Annotated in this window: 17 protein-coding genes, 4 tRNA genes and 3 rRNA genes; 12 read left to right on the top strand and 12 right to left on the bottom strand. The window is 64.0% G+C overall.

Going from position 1 to position 17,929, the window contains the following annotated elements:
• Positions 1-9 precede the first annotated feature (9 nt).
• From rrf to murA, 4 genes are all read right to left on the bottom strand, one after another.
• A 5S ribosomal RNA gene (rrf, locus tag ON04_RS15515) occupies positions 10-126 on the bottom strand.
• Positions 127-219: 93 nt separating this feature from the next.
• Positions 220-3,316, bottom strand: a 23S ribosomal RNA gene (locus ON04_RS15520).
• A gap of 347 nt (positions 3,317-3,663) precedes the next feature.
• A 16S ribosomal RNA gene (locus ON04_RS15525) occupies positions 3,664-5,183 on the bottom strand.
• The 16S, 23S and 5S rRNA genes sit together here, the layout of an rRNA operon.
• A gap of 436 nt (positions 5,184-5,619) precedes the next feature.
• Positions 5,620-6,903 (bottom strand): UDP-N-acetylglucosamine 1-carboxyvinyltransferase, encoded by a 1,284-nt coding sequence (gene murA / locus ON04_RS15530; RefSeq protein WP_010542564.1) that lies wholly within the window; start codon positions 6,901-6,903, stop codon positions 5,620-5,622.
• Between the two features lie 85 nt (positions 6,904-6,988).
• Between murA and ON04_RS15535 the strand changes: the two genes are divergently transcribed.
• Positions 6,989-7,561, top strand: a complete 573-nt coding sequence (locus tag ON04_RS15535; protein WP_010542565.1) for a cob(I)yrinic acid a,c-diamide adenosyltransferase — start codon at positions 6,989-6,991, stop codon at positions 7,559-7,561.
• Between the two features lie 12 nt (positions 7,562-7,573).
• On the opposite strand, the gene ON04_RS15540 is transcribed toward ON04_RS15535, so the two are convergent.
• The 7 genes from ON04_RS15540 to ON04_RS15570 form a co-directional block, all read right to left on the bottom strand.
• Positions 7,574-8,455: a LuxR C-terminal-related transcriptional regulator gene (locus ON04_RS15540; RefSeq protein WP_010542566.1), complete on the bottom strand. Its 882-nt coding sequence runs from the start codon at positions 8,453-8,455 to the stop codon at positions 7,574-7,576.
• A 180-nt stretch (positions 8,456-8,635) separates the two neighbouring features.
• Complete coding sequence (locus ON04_RS15545; RefSeq protein ID WP_010542567.1) at positions 8,636-9,835, bottom strand: CobW family GTP-binding protein; 1,200 nt, start codon at positions 9,833-9,835, stop codon at positions 8,636-8,638.
• Complete coding sequence (locus ON04_RS15550; protein WP_010542568.1) at positions 9,823-10,608, bottom strand: enoyl-CoA hydratase; 786 nt, start codon at positions 10,606-10,608, stop codon at positions 9,823-9,825. Before ON04_RS15550 ends, ON04_RS15545 begins: the two co-directional genes overlap by 13 nt.
• Positions 10,609-10,679: 71 nt before the next feature.
• Positions 10,680-13,919 carry an arabinosyltransferase domain-containing protein gene (locus tag ON04_RS15555; RefSeq protein ID WP_010542569.1) on the bottom strand — a complete coding sequence of 1,080 codons (3,240 nt, stop codon included), beginning with the start codon at positions 13,917-13,919 and terminating at the stop codon, positions 10,680-10,682.
• Positions 13,920-14,004: 85 nt separating this feature from the next.
• Positions 14,005-14,078 (bottom strand) — tRNA-Phe (locus ON04_RS15560).
• 48 nt (positions 14,079-14,126) lie between these two features.
• Positions 14,127-14,203: transfer RNA gene (locus ON04_RS15565), tRNA-Asp, on the bottom strand.
• A 319-nt stretch (positions 14,204-14,522) separates the two neighbouring features.
• Positions 14,523-14,595, bottom strand: a tRNA-Glu gene (locus ON04_RS15570).
• A 123-nt stretch (positions 14,596-14,718) separates the two neighbouring features.
• On the opposite strand from ON04_RS15570, the gene ON04_RS15575 reads away from it, so the two are divergent.
• Positions 14,719-14,791, top strand: a tRNA-Lys gene (locus ON04_RS15575).
• Here ON04_RS15575 and ON04_RS16340 read toward each other — a convergent pair.
• A complete protein-coding gene (locus tag ON04_RS16340; protein WP_010542570.1) occupies positions 14,753-15,058 on the bottom strand; it encodes a helix-turn-helix transcriptional regulator in 306 nt (101 codons plus the stop codon). The two genes, ON04_RS15575 and ON04_RS16340, sit on opposite strands and share 39 nt — an antisense overlap.
• A gap of 92 nt (positions 15,059-15,150) precedes the next feature.
• Between ON04_RS16340 and ON04_RS15580 the strand changes: the two genes are divergently transcribed.
• From ON04_RS15580 to ON04_RS15620, 10 genes are all read left to right on the top strand, one after another.
• Positions 15,151-15,339, top strand: a complete 189-nt coding sequence (locus ON04_RS15580) for a helix-turn-helix domain-containing protein (RefSeq protein ID WP_158217850.1) — start codon at positions 15,151-15,153, stop codon at positions 15,337-15,339.
• Positions 15,340-15,449: 110 nt separating this feature from the next.
• Positions 15,450-16,001, top strand: a complete 552-nt coding sequence (locus ON04_RS15585; RefSeq protein ID WP_010542572.1) for a hypothetical protein — start codon at positions 15,450-15,452, stop codon at positions 15,999-16,001.
• Positions 16,002-16,012: 11 nt separating this feature from the next.
• On the top strand, positions 16,013-16,225 hold the full coding sequence (locus ON04_RS15590; protein ID WP_238529352.1) for a hypothetical protein: 213 nt from the start codon (positions 16,013-16,015) through the stop codon (positions 16,223-16,225).
• Positions 16,222-16,485 carry a hypothetical protein gene (locus ON04_RS15595; protein ID WP_010542574.1) on the top strand — a complete coding sequence of 88 codons (264 nt, stop codon included), beginning with the start codon at positions 16,222-16,224 and terminating at the stop codon, positions 16,483-16,485. Before ON04_RS15590 ends, ON04_RS15595 begins: the two co-directional genes overlap by 4 nt.
• A complete protein-coding gene (locus ON04_RS16580) occupies positions 16,482-16,706 on the top strand; it encodes a hypothetical protein (protein WP_141564832.1) in 225 nt (74 codons plus the stop codon). Before ON04_RS15595 ends, ON04_RS16580 begins: the two co-directional genes overlap by 4 nt.
• A gap of 95 nt (positions 16,707-16,801) precedes the next feature.
• Positions 16,802-17,041 (top strand): hypothetical protein, encoded by a 240-nt coding sequence (locus ON04_RS15600; protein ID WP_010542575.1) that lies wholly within the window; start codon positions 16,802-16,804, stop codon positions 17,039-17,041.
• Positions 17,038-17,289, top strand: coding sequence for a hypothetical protein (locus ON04_RS15605; RefSeq protein ID WP_010542576.1), 252 nt, complete (start codon positions 17,038-17,040; stop codon positions 17,287-17,289). Before ON04_RS15600 ends, ON04_RS15605 begins: the two co-directional genes overlap by 4 nt.
• Positions 17,286-17,492 carry a hypothetical protein gene (locus ON04_RS15610; RefSeq protein ID WP_010542577.1) on the top strand — a complete coding sequence of 69 codons (207 nt, stop codon included), beginning with the start codon at positions 17,286-17,288 and terminating at the stop codon, positions 17,490-17,492. Before ON04_RS15605 ends, ON04_RS15610 begins: the two co-directional genes overlap by 4 nt.
• On the top strand, positions 17,489-17,725 hold the full coding sequence (locus ON04_RS15615) for a hypothetical protein (protein WP_010542578.1): 237 nt from the start codon (positions 17,489-17,491) through the stop codon (positions 17,723-17,725). Before ON04_RS15610 ends, ON04_RS15615 begins: the two co-directional genes overlap by 4 nt.
• Positions 17,725-17,929: hypothetical protein (locus tag ON04_RS15620; RefSeq protein WP_010542579.1), on the top strand; the 205-nt coding region annotated here is incomplete at its 3' end. The genes ON04_RS15615 and ON04_RS15620, both read left to right, overlap by 1 nt.

Genomic DNA, 17,929 nt, shown 5'->3' on the forward strand with positions numbered 1-17,929 from the left:
TGAAGTTGTGTTCGGCGGTGACCTACTCTCCCACACCCTCACGAGTGCAGTACCATCGGCGCTGGCAGGCTTAGCTTCCGGGTTCGGAATGGGACCGGGCGTTTCCCTGCCGCTATGGCCGCCGTAACTCTGCGAAACAAGGCCCACACCACAAACTGGTGCGGGTGTGTTGTTTCAGATACTGCACAGTGGACGCGTAACAATTCTTAGGCTTGATTTGTGTGTAAGCCCTCGGCCGATTAGTACCGGTCACCTTCACGCATTGCTGCGCTTCCAGTTCCGGCCTATCAACCCCATGGTCTGTGGGGGGCCTTAACCACGCAATGGTGGTGAGAAACCTCATCTTGGAACAGGCTTCCCGCTTAGATGCTTTCAGCGGTTATCCCTTCCGAACGTAGCTAACCAGCGATGCTCCTGGTGGAACAACTGGCACACCAGAGGTTCGTCCGTCCCGGTCCTCTCGTACTAGGGACAGCCTTCCTCAAGTTTCTTACGCGCGCGGCGGATAGAGACCGAACTGTCTCACGACGTTCTAAACCCAGCTCGCGTGCCGCTTTAATGGGCGAACAGCCCAACCCTTGGGACCTACTCCAGCCCCAGGATGCGACGAGCCGACATCGAGGTGCCAAACCATCCCGTCGATATGGACTCTTGGGGAAGATCAGCCTGTTATCCCCGGGGTACCTTTTATCCGTTGAGCGACACCGCTTCCACTTGCCGGTGCCGGATCACTAGTCCCGACTTTCGTCCCTGCTCGACGTGTCAGTCTCACAGTCAAGCTCCCTTGTGCACTTGCACTCAACACCTGATTGCCATCCAGGCTGAGGGAACCTTTGGGCGCCTCCGTTACTCTTTAGGAGGCAACCGCCCCAGTTAAACTACCCATCAGGCACTGTCCCTAACCCAGATCATGGGCCGAGGTTAGACGTTCAATACGATCAGAGTGGTATTTCAACAACGACTCCACACACACTGGCGTGCATGCTTCACAGTCTCCCACCTATCCTACACAAACCGAATCGAACGCCAATACCAAACTATAGTAAAGGTCCCGGGGTCTTTTCGTCCTGCCGCGCGTAACGAGCATCTTTACTCGTAGTGCAATTTCGCCGAGTCTGTGGTCGAGACAGCAGAGAAGTCGTTACGCCATTCGTGCAGGTCGGAACTTACCCGACAAGGAATTTCGCTACCTTAGGATGGTTATAGTTACCACCGCCGTTTACTGGGGCTTAAATTCTCAGCTTCGCCTTGCGGCTAACCGGTCCTCTTAACCTTCCAGCACCGGGCAGGCGTCAGTCCGTATACATCGACTTACGTCTTCGCACGGACCTGTGTTTTTAGTAAACAGTCGCTTCTCTCTGGTCTCTGCGACCACACCCAGCTCAAGCCGTAAAGACCGTCACCGGGCATGGTCCCCCTTCTCCCGAAGTTACGGGGGCATTTTGCCGAGTTCCTTAACCACAGTTCTCTCGATCGCCTTGGTATTCTCTACCTGACCACCTGTGTTGGTTTGGGGTACGGGCCGTGTATGAACTCACTAGAGGCTTTTCTCGGCAGCATAGGATCACTGAATTCCCCACAACGGGTATGCATCAAGTCTCAGCCTTAATGTGACACGGATTTGCCTATGTCACGGCCTACACTCTTACACCAGTACAACCACTGACTGGCCCAGCTACCTTCCTGCGTCACCCCATCGCTTGGCTACTACCAGTTCAGGTCCCGCGCATCCAATCCACGTCATCCCGAAGGATGCTCTAGGACATTCAGGGCGGTTAGTATCACTGATTCACCATGGGCGCGCACACACGGGTACGGGAATATCAACCCGTTGTCCATCGACTACGCCTGTCGGCCTCGCCTTAGGTCCCGACTCACCCTGGGAAGATTAACTTGACCCAGGAACCCTTGGTCATCCGGCGGACGAGTTTCTCACTCGTCTTTCGCTACTCATGCCTGCATTCTCACTCGTGTGGCCTCCACACCTGGATCACTCCGGCGCTTCTATGGCCACACGACGCTCCCCTACCCACCCACACACCTGCCCGGAGGAGGTTATTGTGTGAGTGCCGCGGCTTCGGCGGTGTACTTGAGCCCCGCTAAATTGTCGGCGCAGGACCACTTGACCAGTGAGCTATTACGCACTCTTTCAAGGGTGGCTGCTTCTAAGCCAACCTCCTGGCTGTCTCAGCGATCCCACATCCTTTTCCACTTAGTACACGCTTAGGGGCCTTAGCCGGCGATCTGGGCTGTTTCCCTCTCGACTATGAAGCTTATCCCCCACAGTCTCACTGCCGCACTCTCACACCTCGGCATTCGGAGTTTGGCTGACGTCAGTAACCTTGTAGGGCCCATCGGCCATCCAGTAGCTCTACCTCCGAGGTGAAACATGCGACGCTGCACCTAAATGCATTTCGGGGAGAACCAGCTATCACGGAGTTTGATTGGCCTTTCACCCCTACCCACAACTCATCCCCTCAGTTTTCAACCTAAGTGGGTTCGCGCCTCCACGACGTCTTACCGTCGCTTCACACTGGCCATGGGTAGATCACTCCGCTTCGGGTCTAGAGCATGCCACTACACTCGCCCTATTAGGACTCGCTTTCGCTACGGCTTCCCCACACGGGTTAACCTCGCGACATACCACTAACTCGCAGGCTCATTCTTCAAAAGGCACGCCATCAGCCCTAAAGCCTCTGACGGATTGTAAGCACACGGTTTCAGGTACTATTTCACTCCCCTCCCGGGGTACTTTTCACCATTCCCTCACGGTACTAATCCGCTATCGGTCACCAAGAAGTATTTAGGCTTACCGGGTGGTCCCGGCAGATTCACAGCAGATTTCACGGGCCCGCTGCTACTTGGGAACACAAATCGCCCCGCCACAAGGTTTTCAGGTACGGGACTCTCACCCTCTCCGGCCGACCCTTCCAAGTCGTTCCCCTAACCCGCGATCAATCGACGCCCGGTCCGGCAGAACCGGGACATTATGCCCCACAACACCACACACGCAACCCCTGCCGGGTATCACACGCATGCGGTTTAGCCTGATCCGCGTTCGCTCGCCGCTACTGACGGAATCACTATTGTTTTCTCTTCCTGCGGGTACTGAGATGTTTCACTTCCCCGCGTTCCCTCCACGCACCCTATGTATTCAGATACGGGTAACACGCCATAACGCGTGCTGGGTTTCCCCATTCGGACACCCTCGGATCACAGCTCGTTAGACAGCTCCCCGAGGCTTATCGCAGCCTACTACGTCCTTCATCGGCTCTTGGTGCCAAGGCATCCACCGTGTGCTCTTACACACTTACATTCACAAACAATTAAAGATGCTCGCGTCCACTGTGCAGTTCTCAAACAACACACACCAACCCCACCCACACCCACCACAAACCTGGCCGGCATATCGAGAATCAGTGCCATCAGAAACAACCACACCCCTGCAACAACCAAGGGCACGATGGTGTTGTTTCAGACACCCAACAGTGTGTTTTGTCCCGGACCACGCTAACGCCAGCACCAGATCCTGCAACCTGATACCGCCGATCACGGCGAGCCCTACGCAATAGTGTTCCACCCAATTGAGCCACAGAGCGCGCCACATTCGGACGCGAACCCTGCGCTAACTCTGACCACCCGAAGATGGTGAGTGCTCCTTAGAAAGGAGGTGATCCAGCCGCACCTTCCGGTACGGCTACCTTGTTACGACTTCGTCCCAATCGCCGATCCCACCTTCGACGGCTCCCTCCCACACGGGGTTAGGCCACCGGCTTCGGGTGTTACCGACTTTCATGACGTGACGGGCGGTGTGTACAAGGCCCGGGAACGTATTCACCGCAGCAATGCTGATCTGCGATTACTAGCGACTCCGACTTCATGGGGTCGAGTTGCAGACCCCAATCCGAACTGAGACTAGCTTTAAGGGATTCGCTCCACCTCACGGTCTCGCAGCCCTCTGTACTAGCCATTGTAGCATGTGTGAAGCCCTAGACATAAGGGGCATGATGATTTGACGTCATCCCCACCTTCCTCCGAGTTGACCCCGGCAGTCTCTCACGAGTCCCCACCATTACGTGCTGGCAACATGAGACAGGGGTTGCGCTCGTTGCGGGACTTAACCCAACATCTCACGACACGAGCTGACGACAACCATGCACCACCTGTATACAAGCCACAAGGGAAACGACATCTCTGCCGTCGTCCTGTATATGTCAAGCCTAGGTAAGGTTCTTCGCGTTGCATCGAATTAATCCACATGCTCCGCCGCTTGTGCGGGCCCCCGTCAATTCCTTTGAGTTTTAGCCTTGCGGCCGTACTCCCCAGGCGGGGCGCTTAATGCGTTAGCTACGGCACGGAGTCCGTGGAAGGACCCCACACCTAGCGCCCACCGTTTACGGCATGGACTACCAGGGTATCTAATCCTGTTCGCTACCCATGCTTTCGCTCCTCAGCGTCAGTTACTACCCAGAGACCCGCCTTCGCCACCGGTGTTCCTCCTGATATCTGCGCATTTCACCGCTACACCAGGAATTCCAGTCTCCCCTGTAGTACTCAAGTCTGCCCGTATCGCCTGCACGCCCCCGGTTAAGCCGAAGGATTTCACAGACGACGTGACAAACCGCCTACGAGCTCTTTACGCCCAGTAATTCCGGACAACGCTCGCACCCTACGTATTACCGCGGCTGCTGGCACGTAGTTAGCCGGTGCTTCTTCTGCAGGTACCGTCACTTGCGCTTCGTCCCTACTGAAAGGGGTTTACAATCCGAAGACCGTCATCCCCCACGCGGCGTCGCTGCATCAGGCTTCCGCCCATTGTGCAATATTCCCCACTGCTGCCTCCCGTAGGAGTCTGGGCCGTGTCTCAGTCCCAGTGTGGCCGATCACCCTCTCAGGCCGGCTACCCGTCGTCGCCTTGGTAGGCCATTACCCCACCAACAAGCTGATAGGCCGCGGACTCATCCTGCACCGAAAAACTTTCCACTCCCAGACCATGCGGCCAGAAGTCATATCCGGTATTAGACCCAGTTTCCCAGGCTTATCCCGAAGTGCAGGGCAGATTACCCACGTGTTACTCACCCGTTCGCCACTCGTGTACCCCCGAAGGGGCCTTACCGTTCGACTTGCATGTGTTAAGCACGCCGCCAGCGTTCGTCCTGAGCCAGGATCAAACTCTCCATAAAAGCTTCTCAGCACTACGAAAAGCACAATCCAAGCAAACAGAAACAAACCAAAAACTGGCTGTTCCAAAAACGCGACCCCCACGACAGGGATGTGAAAGGGTCGCAACCAAACAAAAAATTTGGCACTATCACAAACAAAACACACTGTTGAGTTCTCAAACAACACCCGCACACCGCTCCCCAAGAATCCCGAAGAACTCCCAGCTCACGAGGCAGACAACCTCACCGCCACCCCGACTCGAGGCAACTTCTCCAGCGTAGCCGACCCGCACCACCCAGTCAAAACCGGACTTCGCGAACCCACTCGCACAAAGCAACCGCCCGAACCGAAGACCCGAACCTCTCGGCCCGAACCCCCACTCCCTGGCGGCTCCGATAAAGTTACACCCGCCCCCACCAAAAGCCAAATCCCCAGGTCAACCCGCCAAAAGCCGCATCAGCGGTGAGTGGGAACCCGTTCGATCATCCCGCCCAGGGAACGGACGTTGCCGACGAAGTCCGAATAGCCGCGGTCGACGTGGAAGATCTCGCACACCTCGGTCACATCGTCAGCACACATGCCGGCCAGCACGAGCCCGGCGCCGGCGCGGATGTCGCTAGCCCACACCGTTGCGGAATCCAGACGTTCACGCCCGACGATCTTGGCGTGATGTCCGTCGGTCTCGGCGTTGACACCCATGCGCACCATCTCCTCGACGAAGCGGAACCGCGCCTCGAAGAGATTCTCGGTGACCACGGACATACCCTCGGAGACCGAGGCCAGAGCGATCGCCATCGGCTGCAGGTCTGTGGGGAATCCGGGGAAAGGGAGAGTGCGGATGTCGCGGGCTCGTGGCCTGCCGTCCTGGCTGACCCGGATCCAGTCGGCTCCGGTCTCCACCTCTGCGCCCTGGGCTCGAAGGTTCTCGAGGACCACGTGGATGAACATCGGGTCGATACCGGTCACCTTGACGTCGCCACGAGTCATGACCGCACCCATCGCCCACGTGGCGGCGACGATTCTGTCCCCCACCACCCGATGACTGACCGGACGCAGCTCGCGCACGCCCTCGATGGTGATGGTGCTGGAACCGGCTCCCGTGATCCGCGCGCCCATTTCAGAGAGAAGGGCACAGATATCGACGATCTCGGGCTCACGCGCGGCGTTCTCGAGCACCGAGGTGCCCTCTGCCAGCACCGCGGCCGTCACGAAGGTCTCGGTGGCGCCAACGGAGGGAAAGCTCAGCGCGTAGCGGGCGCCGCGGAGCTTTGTGGCCTCGGCAACCAGCCGACCGTGGTCCATCTTGGTCTCGGCGCCAAGTGCGTTCAGGCCGTTCTGGTGCCAGTTGAGCGGTCGGCTGCCGATGGCGTCCCCACCGGGCATCGCCAGCACGGCACGGTGATGACGACCGACCAGCGGTCCGAGGATGCAGACCGAGGCTCGGAGTCGCTGGGCGGCTTTGTCGTCAGCGACGTGACCGAGCTCAGCCGGGGTGTCGATCACCACCGTGTCACCGGAGATCTCGATCTCGCAGCCGAGATGGCGCAGGACCTCGGCCATCGCCGGAACGTCCGAGATCGTGGGGCAGTTGGTCAGCGTTGTCCTGCCCTCTGCCATGAGCGCCACCGCCATCAGTTTGAGGACACTGTTCTTGGCACCGGCGACCGAGACCTCTCCGGCCAGCCGCGTACCGCCGGTGACGAGGAAACTCTCCTCGCGGGAAGTGGGATTAGCGCTCACGCGTCCACACTAGGCGAGAACCCTGCCCGATCCGCGAAATGCGCTGGCGGCTCGCCGCGCTGGTTAGCCGCGTAAGTTGAGTGTCATGGCTGTTCATCTGACGAAGATCTATACCCGGACCGGCGACGACGGGACCACGGGCCTCTCCGATTTCTCACGTGTGAGTAAGAACGATGCGCGACTGATCGCCTACGCGGACTGTGACGAGGCCAATGCCGCGATCGGTGTCGCATTGACTCTCGGCGGTCTAGACGAGCGTGTGGCCGCGGTTCTGCGCACCGTTCAGAACGACCTTTTTGACGCCGGAGCCGATCTCGCGACCCCACTTGAGGAGAACCCCAAGTACCCGCCGCTGCGAATCGAGCAGGCGTACATCGACCGACTCGAAGGCTGGATCGACGAGTTCAACGCCGAGCTGCCGGATCTCCACTCGTTCATCCTCCCCGGGGGCACTCCGGGCGGCGCGTACCTTCATGTGGCGCGGACCGTCGCGCGTCGTGCGGAGCGTGCCGCGTGGTCGGCGGTCGAGGCACATCCGGAGACCACGTCGGTCCTGCCCGCCAAGTACCTCAACCGGCTCTCGGACCTGCTGTTCGTCGTGGGGCGGGTCGTCAACCCCGAGGGCGACGTGCTGTGGGTGCCGGGCGGCGAACGCTGACGCGGCCACGCGTCAGGGCAGCGCGCCCATGCGGCGCGCCGCGTTGACCGCCTCGAACCGGGTGTGTGCATCGAGCTTGCGCATCACCGACCGCAGGTAGCTCTTCACGGTTTCCGCGCCGATGCCCATGTCGGCCGCCGTCTCGATGTTGGTTTTGCCCTGGGCCACGCACGCCAAGACGTCGAGTTCGCGGCGGGAGAGCCGAGCCGTGGGCATCTCGGGCGGTGGTGAGACCATCTCGGCGCAGATGCGCTCGAGTTCGGCCCGTACGTCTGGGTCCTCGGTGCGCGAGGCCAGCATGCGAAGTCGGGCGTGGGTGTCACGCATCCGTTCGTTCGACAGCACGTCGTCCCAACGACCCTCACCCGAGCCGGGGCCGACGGGAGCCGCACCGCGGGCGGCCAGGGCGTCGTTGACCGCGATCTCCTGCTCAAGGGCGCGGGCCGTGGCTGCCATCTGATTGAGAACCTTCTCCCCGAACCGCACGGAGGAGTGGACGCCGGCGTAGAGCACCGCGCGGACGTCCTTGCCCACCACGACGGGAATGGCGGCCATTGAGCGCAGACCCTCGGACAGCACCGGCAGGTCGTACTCGTGGGTGATGACCCCGGCGCGCGGGTAGTCGGCCACACCGACGGGCTTTCCGGTGGCCATGACACGCCCGCCGACCCCGGCACCGTAGTGGACCTTCAGGTCCTTCATCGCGGAGGTGCGCATCCCGAGGGATTCGGAGAGCACCAGCGTGTGCCCTTCGCCCACCACTCCGCCGATGGTCACGGGGATCCCCGTGGACTCGCGCAGGGCCGCGATGGCACTGCGTACCGACGCGAGGTCGCGCTTGCGCCGCTGCGCATCGCCCGGACCGTCGCCTCGGCCGCTGTTCTCCTCGTCCACGAGGTCTCCTCCCCGTCCGTGCTGCACCCCCGGCGCGGGCCGGAGAACTCCCCCCGCCAGTGCCACACATCTCAGTCGTGAGGTCACTATACGCACGCGGCGGGGGTGCCGCCGCCCGGATCGTTGACGGGCGGCGAAGTTTACGGGGGTACCCGGTACCGCTTTCCGTACATGCCCCGGTCAGGGCGTGAAAGCTGGATCGAATGCCTCAGGATCCTCCGGGTCCGCAAGCATGGCCGCCGTGCCCGTGAGCGGCGTGGAGCGTTGCTCGTCGTAGATCCATTCCTCGACGTCGCTGGCGTCCGGGGCGCCGACCAGATATGGGTGTAGGCCGAGAACGGCGTCGGCGTCGACCTCCTCGCCGGCGGACAGCAGGGCGTGATCGAGAAAGCGGGCGACGTCGTCGTCGTCCATGTCGACGCCGATCACCACCAGGCCGTCAGGTGCCGCGCCCCCGCCGTCCCCCGTGGCGGCCTCCGCTACCGCGCGCAATTCCACCCGCCGTCCCACGAGAGCTACCTCGTACCGGCGCGGACCATCGGCGGTGGCCAGGGTCAGTGTCCCCTTGGCGCGGTACGCCCCGGCCGGTGGCGAGGAAAGCGCGCTGAGAAATCGTCGCGGATGCAGGTGCCCATCCGGCGTCAGCGTGATGGCGGTGTAGCCGTCGTGGAGGTGCGCGTGATGCTCGTCGCGATCGACGTCCGTCGGAACAGGCCCCGGCTCCATTCCCAGCAACAGCCCGGCAGGAACGGCGGCGCGGACCGCCGGCAGCACCGCGACACGGGGCGCGTGGGTTCGGATCGTCGCGCGGAGCTCATCGAACCGTTTCATGGTGATGAGGTCGCACTTGTTGACGACGACGAGGTCCGCTTCTTCGAGGTGGGTAGCCAGCTGCGGGTGGCGCGCGAGGGCGTCGTCGAGGCCCTCGGCGTCGACCACCTGAACCATCCCCGCATGCCGAGCCACCTCAAGGGGCACGTCGTGCACCATCCGGGACAGGATCGCCGGCTCGGCCAGACCGCTCGCCTCGATCACCGCCAGATCCATGCCGAGATCCGGACCCGCCAGGCGGGTCAGTGCCTCGCCCAGCTCACTGGCGTCGACCTCGCAGCACACGCAACCATTAGTCATGGAGACCATGTCGTCAACACGGCCCGCGACGGCGTCGGCGTCCACGTTGACGTCTCCGAAGTCGTTGACTATCGCCGCGATCCGCAGTCCCGGCGCGCCGGAGAGCAGGTGGTTGAGCAGGGTGGTCTTGCCGGCGCCCAGGTAGCCCGTCAGGACCAACACTGGCAACGGGTCGCCGGGGACGCGGCGGGCGTCGACGCGCCCGCTCCCGTCCCCGGCGGGGTCGTCGATGTGGTTCAGCGACGCCACTCGGGCTTCCGCTTCTCGGCGAACGCCGACATCCCCTCGGACTGGTCCTCGGTGGCGAACAGGGCGTAGAAGGCGTTCTGCTCGGCGAGCAGCCCCTCCTCGAGGGTCGTCTCGAACGAGCGGTTGACGGCCTGCTTCGCGACGATCGCAGTGGTCTTGCTCATCGAGGCGATCTTGTCGGCGACTTTCATGGCCTCGTCGAGAAGGTCGGCGGCGGGAACGACGCGGGTGACCAGGCCGGAGCGCTCGGCCTCGGCGGCGTCCATCTGGCGGCCGGTCAGGCACAGATCCATGGCCTTGGCCTTGCCCACGGCGCGGGTGAGGCGCTGCGAGCCGCCCATGCCCGGGATCACGCCGAGGGTGATCTCCGGCTGCCCGAACTTGGCGTTGTCGCCGGCGATGATCATGTCGCACATCATGGCCAGCTCACAGCCGCCGCCCAGAGCGAAGCCGGACACGGCCGCGATGATCGGGGTGCGGGCAGCGGTGAGCCGCTTCCAGTCATGGAAGAAGCGCTCGAGGTAGATGCCGGGGTAGGTCTTATCCTTCATCTCCTTGATGTCGGCGCCGGCGGCGAAGGCCTTCTCCGAGCCCGTGATGACGATGCACCCGACCCCGGGCTCGCTGTCCAGGGCCTCGACCGCCTCAACGACCTCCTTCTCCATGGCGCTGCTCAGCGCGTTGAGGGCCTTGGGGCGGTTGAGCGTGATCACCGCGACGCGGTCCTTCTGCTCCACCAGGATGTTCTCGAACTGCTTCTCCGTCACGGACATGTGCGTCTCCACTCTGCGTATGCGGTTACTTGGAAGTCCTTGCTTCTAGTTCCGGGGGCGATGTTAGCCGGTCACCGGGCCAGCGGTCCCCCGTTCCACAGCCCCGACCGTACGGCCTCGCCGTGCTCGACCGTCGCCTCGCGGGCCTCGGGCACGAGGGGCGTGTAACGAACGAGCGAGCCCCAGTCGCGGTCCCAGTCGTGCTCGAGATAGGTCGGCACGGTCTCGCCCTCGAGCAGAAGCTCGATGAACCCGATCGGGCCGCCGCCGTCCCACGCCTGCCAGGTGTTGGTGGAACTCACCGCGAGGCCGCGGTCGGGAAGGATGCGGTACTCGGGCAGCTCGTGGATGCCGGCGTACTCGTCGAACGGCCGCATGCAGGGCACGTGGAACGCCACGGCCCAGTCCGGCAGCACCGCGGTACTCTCGCCGACCATTTCCTGCATGGTGACGAGTTGCGGCATCCGGGGCGGGGTGAACGCGATCCACCGTGACGGGTCCGGGTCGACGTCGCGGACCACCAGTCGGATGGCGACGACGTCCTCGGGCAACGTGTCCATCGGCACACGCAGGTTCCGCCACGAGGGGGCGGGTCCGATGTCCTCCGGCGTGACCGCGCCGGCGGGGACGAACTGTCCGTCGCCGGTGGCGTACTCGACGTGCACGGCATCGGGCCCGAACGCGCCGGCCACCGCGACGGTGATGAGCGGGCCTCGCTCGGACGGCTCTGGGAGCGGGTACCAGTCGGTGGTGGTCTCGGCGTTGAGCTGCGCACCGGACTGGTAACTGCCGAGCACGGGCACCCGGCTCGGGTCGAGGCCGAAGGGCAGGACGGCGTGGCTGCCGTTGATGCCCTCGCCCGCGCGAACGCCACCCTCCGTGCCCGCGGTCGTGGACGTGGCGTCCGAGTCCTCGCCGGTGCCGGGGGTGTCGGTGTCGACGGCCTGGGTGGCCGTGAGGTCCTGCGAGATCCCGTCGGGGCCGAACTCCGCGGAGCCGCCGGCCTCCAACTGATCGCGGGGTTCGCCCACCGGCGAGAGCAGCCCCGCGCTGACATCGGGCTCCGCCAGCACGGCGTCGGCGATACCGCACGGTTTACCGGACAGAGCGCGGAGGTTCTGCAGGCCCACCGAATAGGCGGGGTACTGGTTGCGGACCGCCGCGGCCATGGACGCCACGATAATGACGACGACGAGGGCCGCCGCCAGCCCCAGGGGTGCATGCGAGATCTCTCGGACGACACCGGCCAGGGACCCGCGGTCGGCGCGCCTGCGCACAGGCCGGTCCTGCCTCATGAACGGCTCCCGATAGTGCAGGAACAGGGCCATTATCAACGCCAAAGCCATGAGTCCGACGAACACCGAAGACAGTGTGATCCCGGCGATCGAAGGCTGGGTGCCGCCCCACGGGATGCCGTAGATGGAGATGTACCACCAACCGTTGGTGGAGGTGAAACTCAGTGCCAGGACAAAGAACACCGCAGCCAGGAACAGCATCCGGTTACGCAGCGAACGTGTCGCGGCGGGCAGGACCGCCATCGTCACCAGCGCGGCGAGCGCGGCACCGATCGTGGCGAACGCGCCGAAGTGATGCGTCCACTTGGTGGGGTTGAACGCCATGAACGCGATGGAGATGGCGGCCAGTCCCACAATGCGTCGGGCCGGCCCGACAGAGACGCCGGGGATCCGGCCCTTGCGGAAGAGGATCGCTGCACAGGTGATGAGAGACAGGAGCATGGTCAGCACCGCGAAACGTCGGGCCATCGACCCGTCCGGGGTCTGATTCATGAGCCACTCGTAGCGCCACACCTCCTCGAACCACCGGCCCGTCGGCCCCACATCGCCGAGAAGCGCCGAGGACTGCAACGTGGTCAACAACGGCTGATCCAGGAAGATCAGGTGCAGAACTCCCATTCCTGCCGCCAGCAGTGGTGCCACGGTGGGCACCCAGCCGTCGCGCTTGGCGCGTCGGATGACGAGCAGGAGCAGCGGGCGCGACGCCGCGATGATGGCGGCGATGCAGAACGTCCCCGTTGGCGCCGCGGACAGGGTCAGGCCACCGATGATGAGGCCGGCCGCCGCAGGCAGCAGCCGGCCCGTGGCGATGGCACGTTCGAGCGAGACCCAGGTGGCCAGCACGCCGAAGGCGACGATCGGCTCGGGTCGCAGTCCGTTGTTGTAGGTGAGCCAGAACGCAAGGAATACGGCGGCGGTACTCCACCGGACCGCGGGGGCACGCCGCGCGGCGATGCCCAGTCGTGGGATCACCTCACGAGAGAGCAGGATCCACGAACCGATGCCCAACAGCAGCGCGGGCAGGCGGAGCCAGACACTGCCCAACGAGATCTCACTCATGGCGGTGTACAGGTAGTAGGGCATGCCGAACGGCGCGTACGGGGCGCCGTAGTAACGGAACACCTCAGGCATGTAGCCACTGGAGACCGCCGCTCTGGCCTCGGTGAGGATGTAGCCGTCGTCAGCGGTGTTGGCCCCGATGATGTGCCACACCAGGAGCGTCGCCGTCACACCCAGGTCGAGCGGGCGTGGCTTCCACCAGCCCGGTGCCAGGACGCGTCTACCGGCTCGCCCGTCCCGCAGGTCCAGACGGTGCAACGCCACCAGTGCCAGGATGATCGCGAGGATGCCCACCACGATAGAGATCTGCTTGATGACTGTCGCCTGGGTGGTGTAGCGGGAATCGACCGTGATGTCCACGGACATGCCCTCCGGTGCGGCACCTCGCAGGTCCGTGAAGACGCCCACGACCTGGGGCCGCAGATCCGCGTCGATCCGGCCACCCACACCCTGTCCGTCGACCTCGAGGCCCAGGAACTCGGCGCCGATCGATCCCGAATCGGCTGCCACCAGAATGGTCGAACACTCCCCCTCGCCCGCCACCACGTCGGTGGGCGCCGAGGCGATGAGGACGTTGCGACTGCGGACCTCGACGTTCGGCCCCGCCACGGACACCATGAGCCCTCTTGCTCCGGCCTGCTCCCCAGCCTCGCGCGGCGCGGTGGAGACCAGCACGCCGTTCTCCCGCCCCTGGTTCCGCAACTCCTGCACGGCGACACACGGGACCTCGAGAGTGATATCGAGCGGGTAGTACGCCACCAGCGGCGCGGTAACGGGCTCTAGTGTCCCGGCCTCGGGCCAGCTGATGGTCGATGTGGTCTGGGTGACCGGCAGCAGCGGCACGATGATCGCCAAAAAAATACCCAGGAGGCCGCTGACGGCTGCAACAATTCCCCACCGGGGTCCTGATCGGGGCTTCTCCGGCGCGTCACGGACCTCGGTGGAAGACGATGGCATGGCGTCCACGCTATAACGACGGGCGGACGAACCCCGAAACGAAAACGCGCCGGAGGGAATTCCCTCCGGCGCGTCGTACTCGGTGTGGCCAGGGCCGGGATCGAACCGGCGACCTTCCGCTTTTCAGGCGGACGCTCGTACCAACTGAGCTACCTGGCCATAAGACCACCGGCGCATCCGGTAAACACCGAATGCGCCGGCTGTCTTTGGCGACCCTGACGGGACTCGAACCCGCGACCTCCGCCGTGACAGGGCGGCGCGCTAACCAACTGCGCCACAGGGCCGTGCTCTTCGCACGAGAAAGAACATTAGTAGACGCGGTACGAAGAACGCAAATCGGCGCCCACCCCACCCCATCCGCGCAGCTCTCGACCCAGATACACCGTTCTCGACCCGGCGCTGAATTCCCGTTTCCGCCCCTGCACACTCACCGCGCCCGCCCCCGTTGGGTCGGCCCGCACTGCATCCGCGCCCGTCCATGCGCCCGCGCCCGCACCGCGGCAAGCGCGCGAGTGCATGGACGGTCGCGGATCAGGGGCGAACCGGTCTCGAAATGCAGGAAGTCCCGGCCGCCATCTCTGGCGACCGGGACCTCTACCCGCGTACCCCCTACGGGATTCGAACCCGCGCTGCCGGCGTGAAAGGCCGGTGTCCTAGGCCGCTAAACGAAGGGGGCTTACGCCACGACCGGGATCGCCGGTCTGCAGCGGAACTTATTCTAGGGCACGGAGTCGACTGCCGCCGCACAGGGGGCGGGTGCGTTGACCCGCGTCCGGAGGCAGACGGTATCGTGTCCGACGCCCCTATAGCTCAGTTGGTAGAGCTACGGACTTTTAATCCGCAGGTCGCCGGTTCGAGCCCGGCTGGGGGCACTCGTCGCCCCCATCAGGATCGCCCTGGTGGGGGCTTTCTCCTGTAACGAGCCATTCGATGTCAACGCCGGTGGCGAGCGCCCAGGCGTTGAGAACAACCTTGCGGGGCACTCCCTTTCCAGCCTCTGCGTTGCCGACGGTGTTCCTAGCTACCCCCATCCGTTCGGCAAGTTCCGATACCCCGAGTCCTGCCTCCTCCCTCGCGATACGTAGGCGATGCCGAAGGACAATTTGCGGGATGTGGCCGTGTGCGTTTGCTGTGGTCATAGGTCCATTATGCGGCGCAACTACGCAACGGTCAATAATTCAAACCTAATTACATGCTTGCGCTTATGCGCCTGGGTGGCTACTTTGTGCCTATGCCCAATAACGCAGAGCCGAAGTCGGCAGCCCAAGTCGCTGCTGAGACGGGCATCCCGAAGCGCACAATCCTGGCTGCGATCAGCCGCGGAGCGTTGAAAGCGTCCAAGCTCCCGGGCCCCCGGGGTGCGTACGTACTCAACCAGCGCGACGTCGAGAAGTTCCTCGAAGCCCGTCAAGCCGCATAGAAACGGCCCCGCACCAGGCGCAACTGGTCGGGGCCATGAACAGAAAGTAGGTCTGTCGTGACTAACTATACCGGGACTGCTGTCCCAATCAACTGCAGCCAGGTGACGTCATGAGCGCCCCCGACCACCTCGCGGCCCTGGTCGAGGCCGAGGAGTTCTCCGGCGGCTCGATGACGGTGCCGACCCCCTCGACGTTCAATCGCGACGGTTACGTCGTCGTGGAGGCGAAGGGCAACGGCACTTGGCAGGCCGATTGTGGCCGTTGCGGCGCTGGCTGTGGTGCTGCCGGTTTTGCCGGGCCGGATGACGAGCTCAATACCGACGAGCTCGACGACGAGCACCGGATGCTCACCGACTTCACCGCAGAGCACCGCGACTGCTCGCAGCCTCTCGATGACACCGCGGTGGAGCTGCCCTCCCCGGGATCGATGGTCCGCGAGATCGCCCCACGACCGGCTGTATGGATTGTGCGCGGCACCAACGGGTCCGACATCCGGGTCTTGGCCGAACGCCACACCACCTACGCCCGCCCGGACGGGACGGAGCTCCGTTTCTACGACGGCAGCGGCGACGAGCAACACCGCGTGGCCACCGTCCGCGCCGGGTCGTGGCACTGGGTCGTGGCCGAGACGGCTCTCAATCCTGAGTCGGGTGAGCAGTGATGGTCCCCGACATGCGGCCCGCCGAAGAGATCGCCGCCGACACCCACGCTTTCGCTCGCGCGTACGGGCGGTGGCACATCGTGCGCGGCATTGACCGCTTCACTCATCTGCCTACCCGCGAACCGGCGGCGATGGCCTGGATCTCCGACTCATCGAACCACCGCACGATTCTGGCGCCTGTCGCGCTGGACGACATCCGCATGTTCCCCGGGAGGACGTCATGACCACCGCCACTATCGCCACGAGCCTGGCCACGTCGCACACGGTCGACTGGGACCCGCACGCCGCAGTCCCGGACTGGGTGATTCTCGGCCGGATCCGTGACCTGATCGTCGCCGGGCTGCCCGTGCCTGCGGACTTGTGCGAGCCGGACAGCATCACCGATTACATCCCGGCCCTGGTCGCGGCGGGCCATAAGGATCACGAAATCGAACGCGCGACTGGCGTGAAGCCGTCGCGTCATCTTCCCCGGAGGGCCCGATGACTACCCAGATTCGACCAGACAGGCCTTTGCCGGCCCCGCTCCCTTACACCTCACAAGCTGCGCGTAGCGAGATCATCCCGCCTAAACCCGTGGAGGTCCGCCCGGTCGATCCGGACGCGCCGGTGCTACGAGAGGACGAGGCAACGGAAGTGGCCTGCACCCTGTTCGTCGTCATCTTCATCGGGGTCATGGTGATCGTCGCCGCGTTCGGGGGCCTGTGATGCCTACCGTATACATCGACCACAACGGTGACGTCCGTTCGTGTGGGTCTGATCGCATCGTTGCTCCGGCAGGCACGACCCCTCGTGAAGCGCGGGTGATCGCGGCTCTGTGGACTGCCGCCGCCGACGCCCTCCAGAACCGCGCCACGGCAGCGCGGCCCACGGCGCGCGGCGCTGTGTGCCGCCCGGCTGCCGCCCCAATCCCGATCACCGCGGCACCGTCGTACGTCCCCACAGCCCGTGAGGCCCGCCGGGTCTTGGCAGTAATCGACATCGAGCAGCTGGCGGAGGAGACCGCCCGCGACCTCGCCGCACTTGCTCAGGAGGACCAATGATCTACCTCAAACGCTCAGGCTCCGGCTTCACCGTCGGAAACGGCGACGTCGGCTACCTGACAGATGTGGCGTGCCGGGCCCTGGACCGGGGCGAAACGGTCGAACTGCACATCGACGGCAAGCCGTGGCGGCCCGTCACCTCGCCGGACGAGGTTCGCGAAACGCTCGAAGAACTGTACGACGAGCTCGACGCGCGGCGTGACGCGTTGTGCGACCTGTCCCAGCTCCCGATCGAGGACCTGCTGTGAACGCGCTAATCGCCCTCTACTGGTTCGCCGTCTCTTTCGTCGCACTCTTCGCGATGAGTACCGTCATCGGACTTGCGTTCGGCTACCCGCTGCGACAGGCGCTGGCCGGAGCGTTCTGGCAAGCCCTCATAGTCAGCGCCGTGGCGACAGCCTTAGGCATCGCGATCATCTTCGGGCTCTTCCTCATGGGGGTGTCCGCATGACCGAAGGCGAAGTCCGCACTGTCGCCACGCTCGTCGAGCTGCGTGACTGTACGCCGCACACGGTGATCTGCGATGCACGCGGCCAGGTCGGCACCCTCGCCCAGCGCGCGTCATCGCCCCTCGCGGGCGGTGTGCACTGGGCCGGTCACGGCGGCCTGTGCGACACCTCGACGATCGAGTTCCCCGTGCAGGCGTGGTGGCCGAAGCATCCCGCGCTCACTGAGGCCGGCTGATGGGCCGCCCAGCTTCGTGCCGCCGTTGCGGCCACGAGATCGCTTTCGCGACGCTGCTGCCTTCGGGTAAGACGGTGCCGCTGGACGTGTCTCCTGACCCGGAGCTGGGCATCTATCACCGCCGTTTCTTCACCGACCAGATCGGGCGTCGCACCTCGAGCGTGGTGCAGCTGTCCGGTCATGACCTGGACGAGGCCCGCGATC

This window comes from Dietzia alimentaria 72 (assembly GCF_000226215.1).
In the GTDB taxonomy this organism is placed as follows: Bacteria; Actinomycetota; Actinomycetes; order Mycobacteriales; family Mycobacteriaceae; genus Dietzia; species Dietzia alimentaria.

Excerpts from the sequence above, each read along its gene's own strand:
- ON04_RS15585 (WP_010542572.1), top strand. The coding sequence starts at position 15,450 with ATGAGCGCCCCCGACCACCTCGCGGCCCTGGTCGAGGCCGAGGAGTTC.
- ON04_RS15605 (WP_010542576.1), top strand. The coding sequence starts at position 17,038 with ATGATCTACCTCAAACGCTCAGGCTCCGGCTTCACCGTCGGAAACGGC.
- ON04_RS15555 (WP_010542569.1), bottom strand. The coding sequence starts at position 13,919 with ATGCCATCGTCTTCCACCGAGGTCCGTGACGCGCCGGAGAAGCCCCGA.
- ON04_RS15535 (WP_010542565.1), top strand. The coding sequence starts at position 6,989 with ATGGCTGTTCATCTGACGAAGATCTATACCCGGACCGGCGACGACGGG.
- ON04_RS16340 (WP_010542570.1), bottom strand. The coding sequence starts at position 15,058 with ATGACCACAGCAAACGCACACGGCCACATCCCGCAAATTGTCCTTCGG.
- ON04_RS15590 (WP_238529352.1), top strand. The coding sequence starts at position 16,013 with ATGCGGCCCGCCGAAGAGATCGCCGCCGACACCCACGCTTTCGCTCGC.
- ON04_RS15615 (WP_010542578.1), top strand. The coding sequence starts at position 17,489 with ATGACCGAAGGCGAAGTCCGCACTGTCGCCACGCTCGTCGAGCTGCGT.
- ON04_RS16580 (WP_141564832.1), top strand. The coding sequence starts at position 16,482 with ATGACTACCCAGATTCGACCAGACAGGCCTTTGCCGGCCCCGCTCCCT.
- ON04_RS15550 (WP_010542568.1), bottom strand. The coding sequence starts at position 10,608 with ATGTCCGTGACGGAGAAGCAGTTCGAGAACATCCTGGTGGAGCAGAAG.
- ON04_RS15580 (WP_158217850.1), top strand. The coding sequence starts at position 15,151 with ATGCCCAATAACGCAGAGCCGAAGTCGGCAGCCCAAGTCGCTGCTGAG.
- ON04_RS15595 (WP_010542574.1), top strand. The coding sequence starts at position 16,222 with ATGACCACCGCCACTATCGCCACGAGCCTGGCCACGTCGCACACGGTC.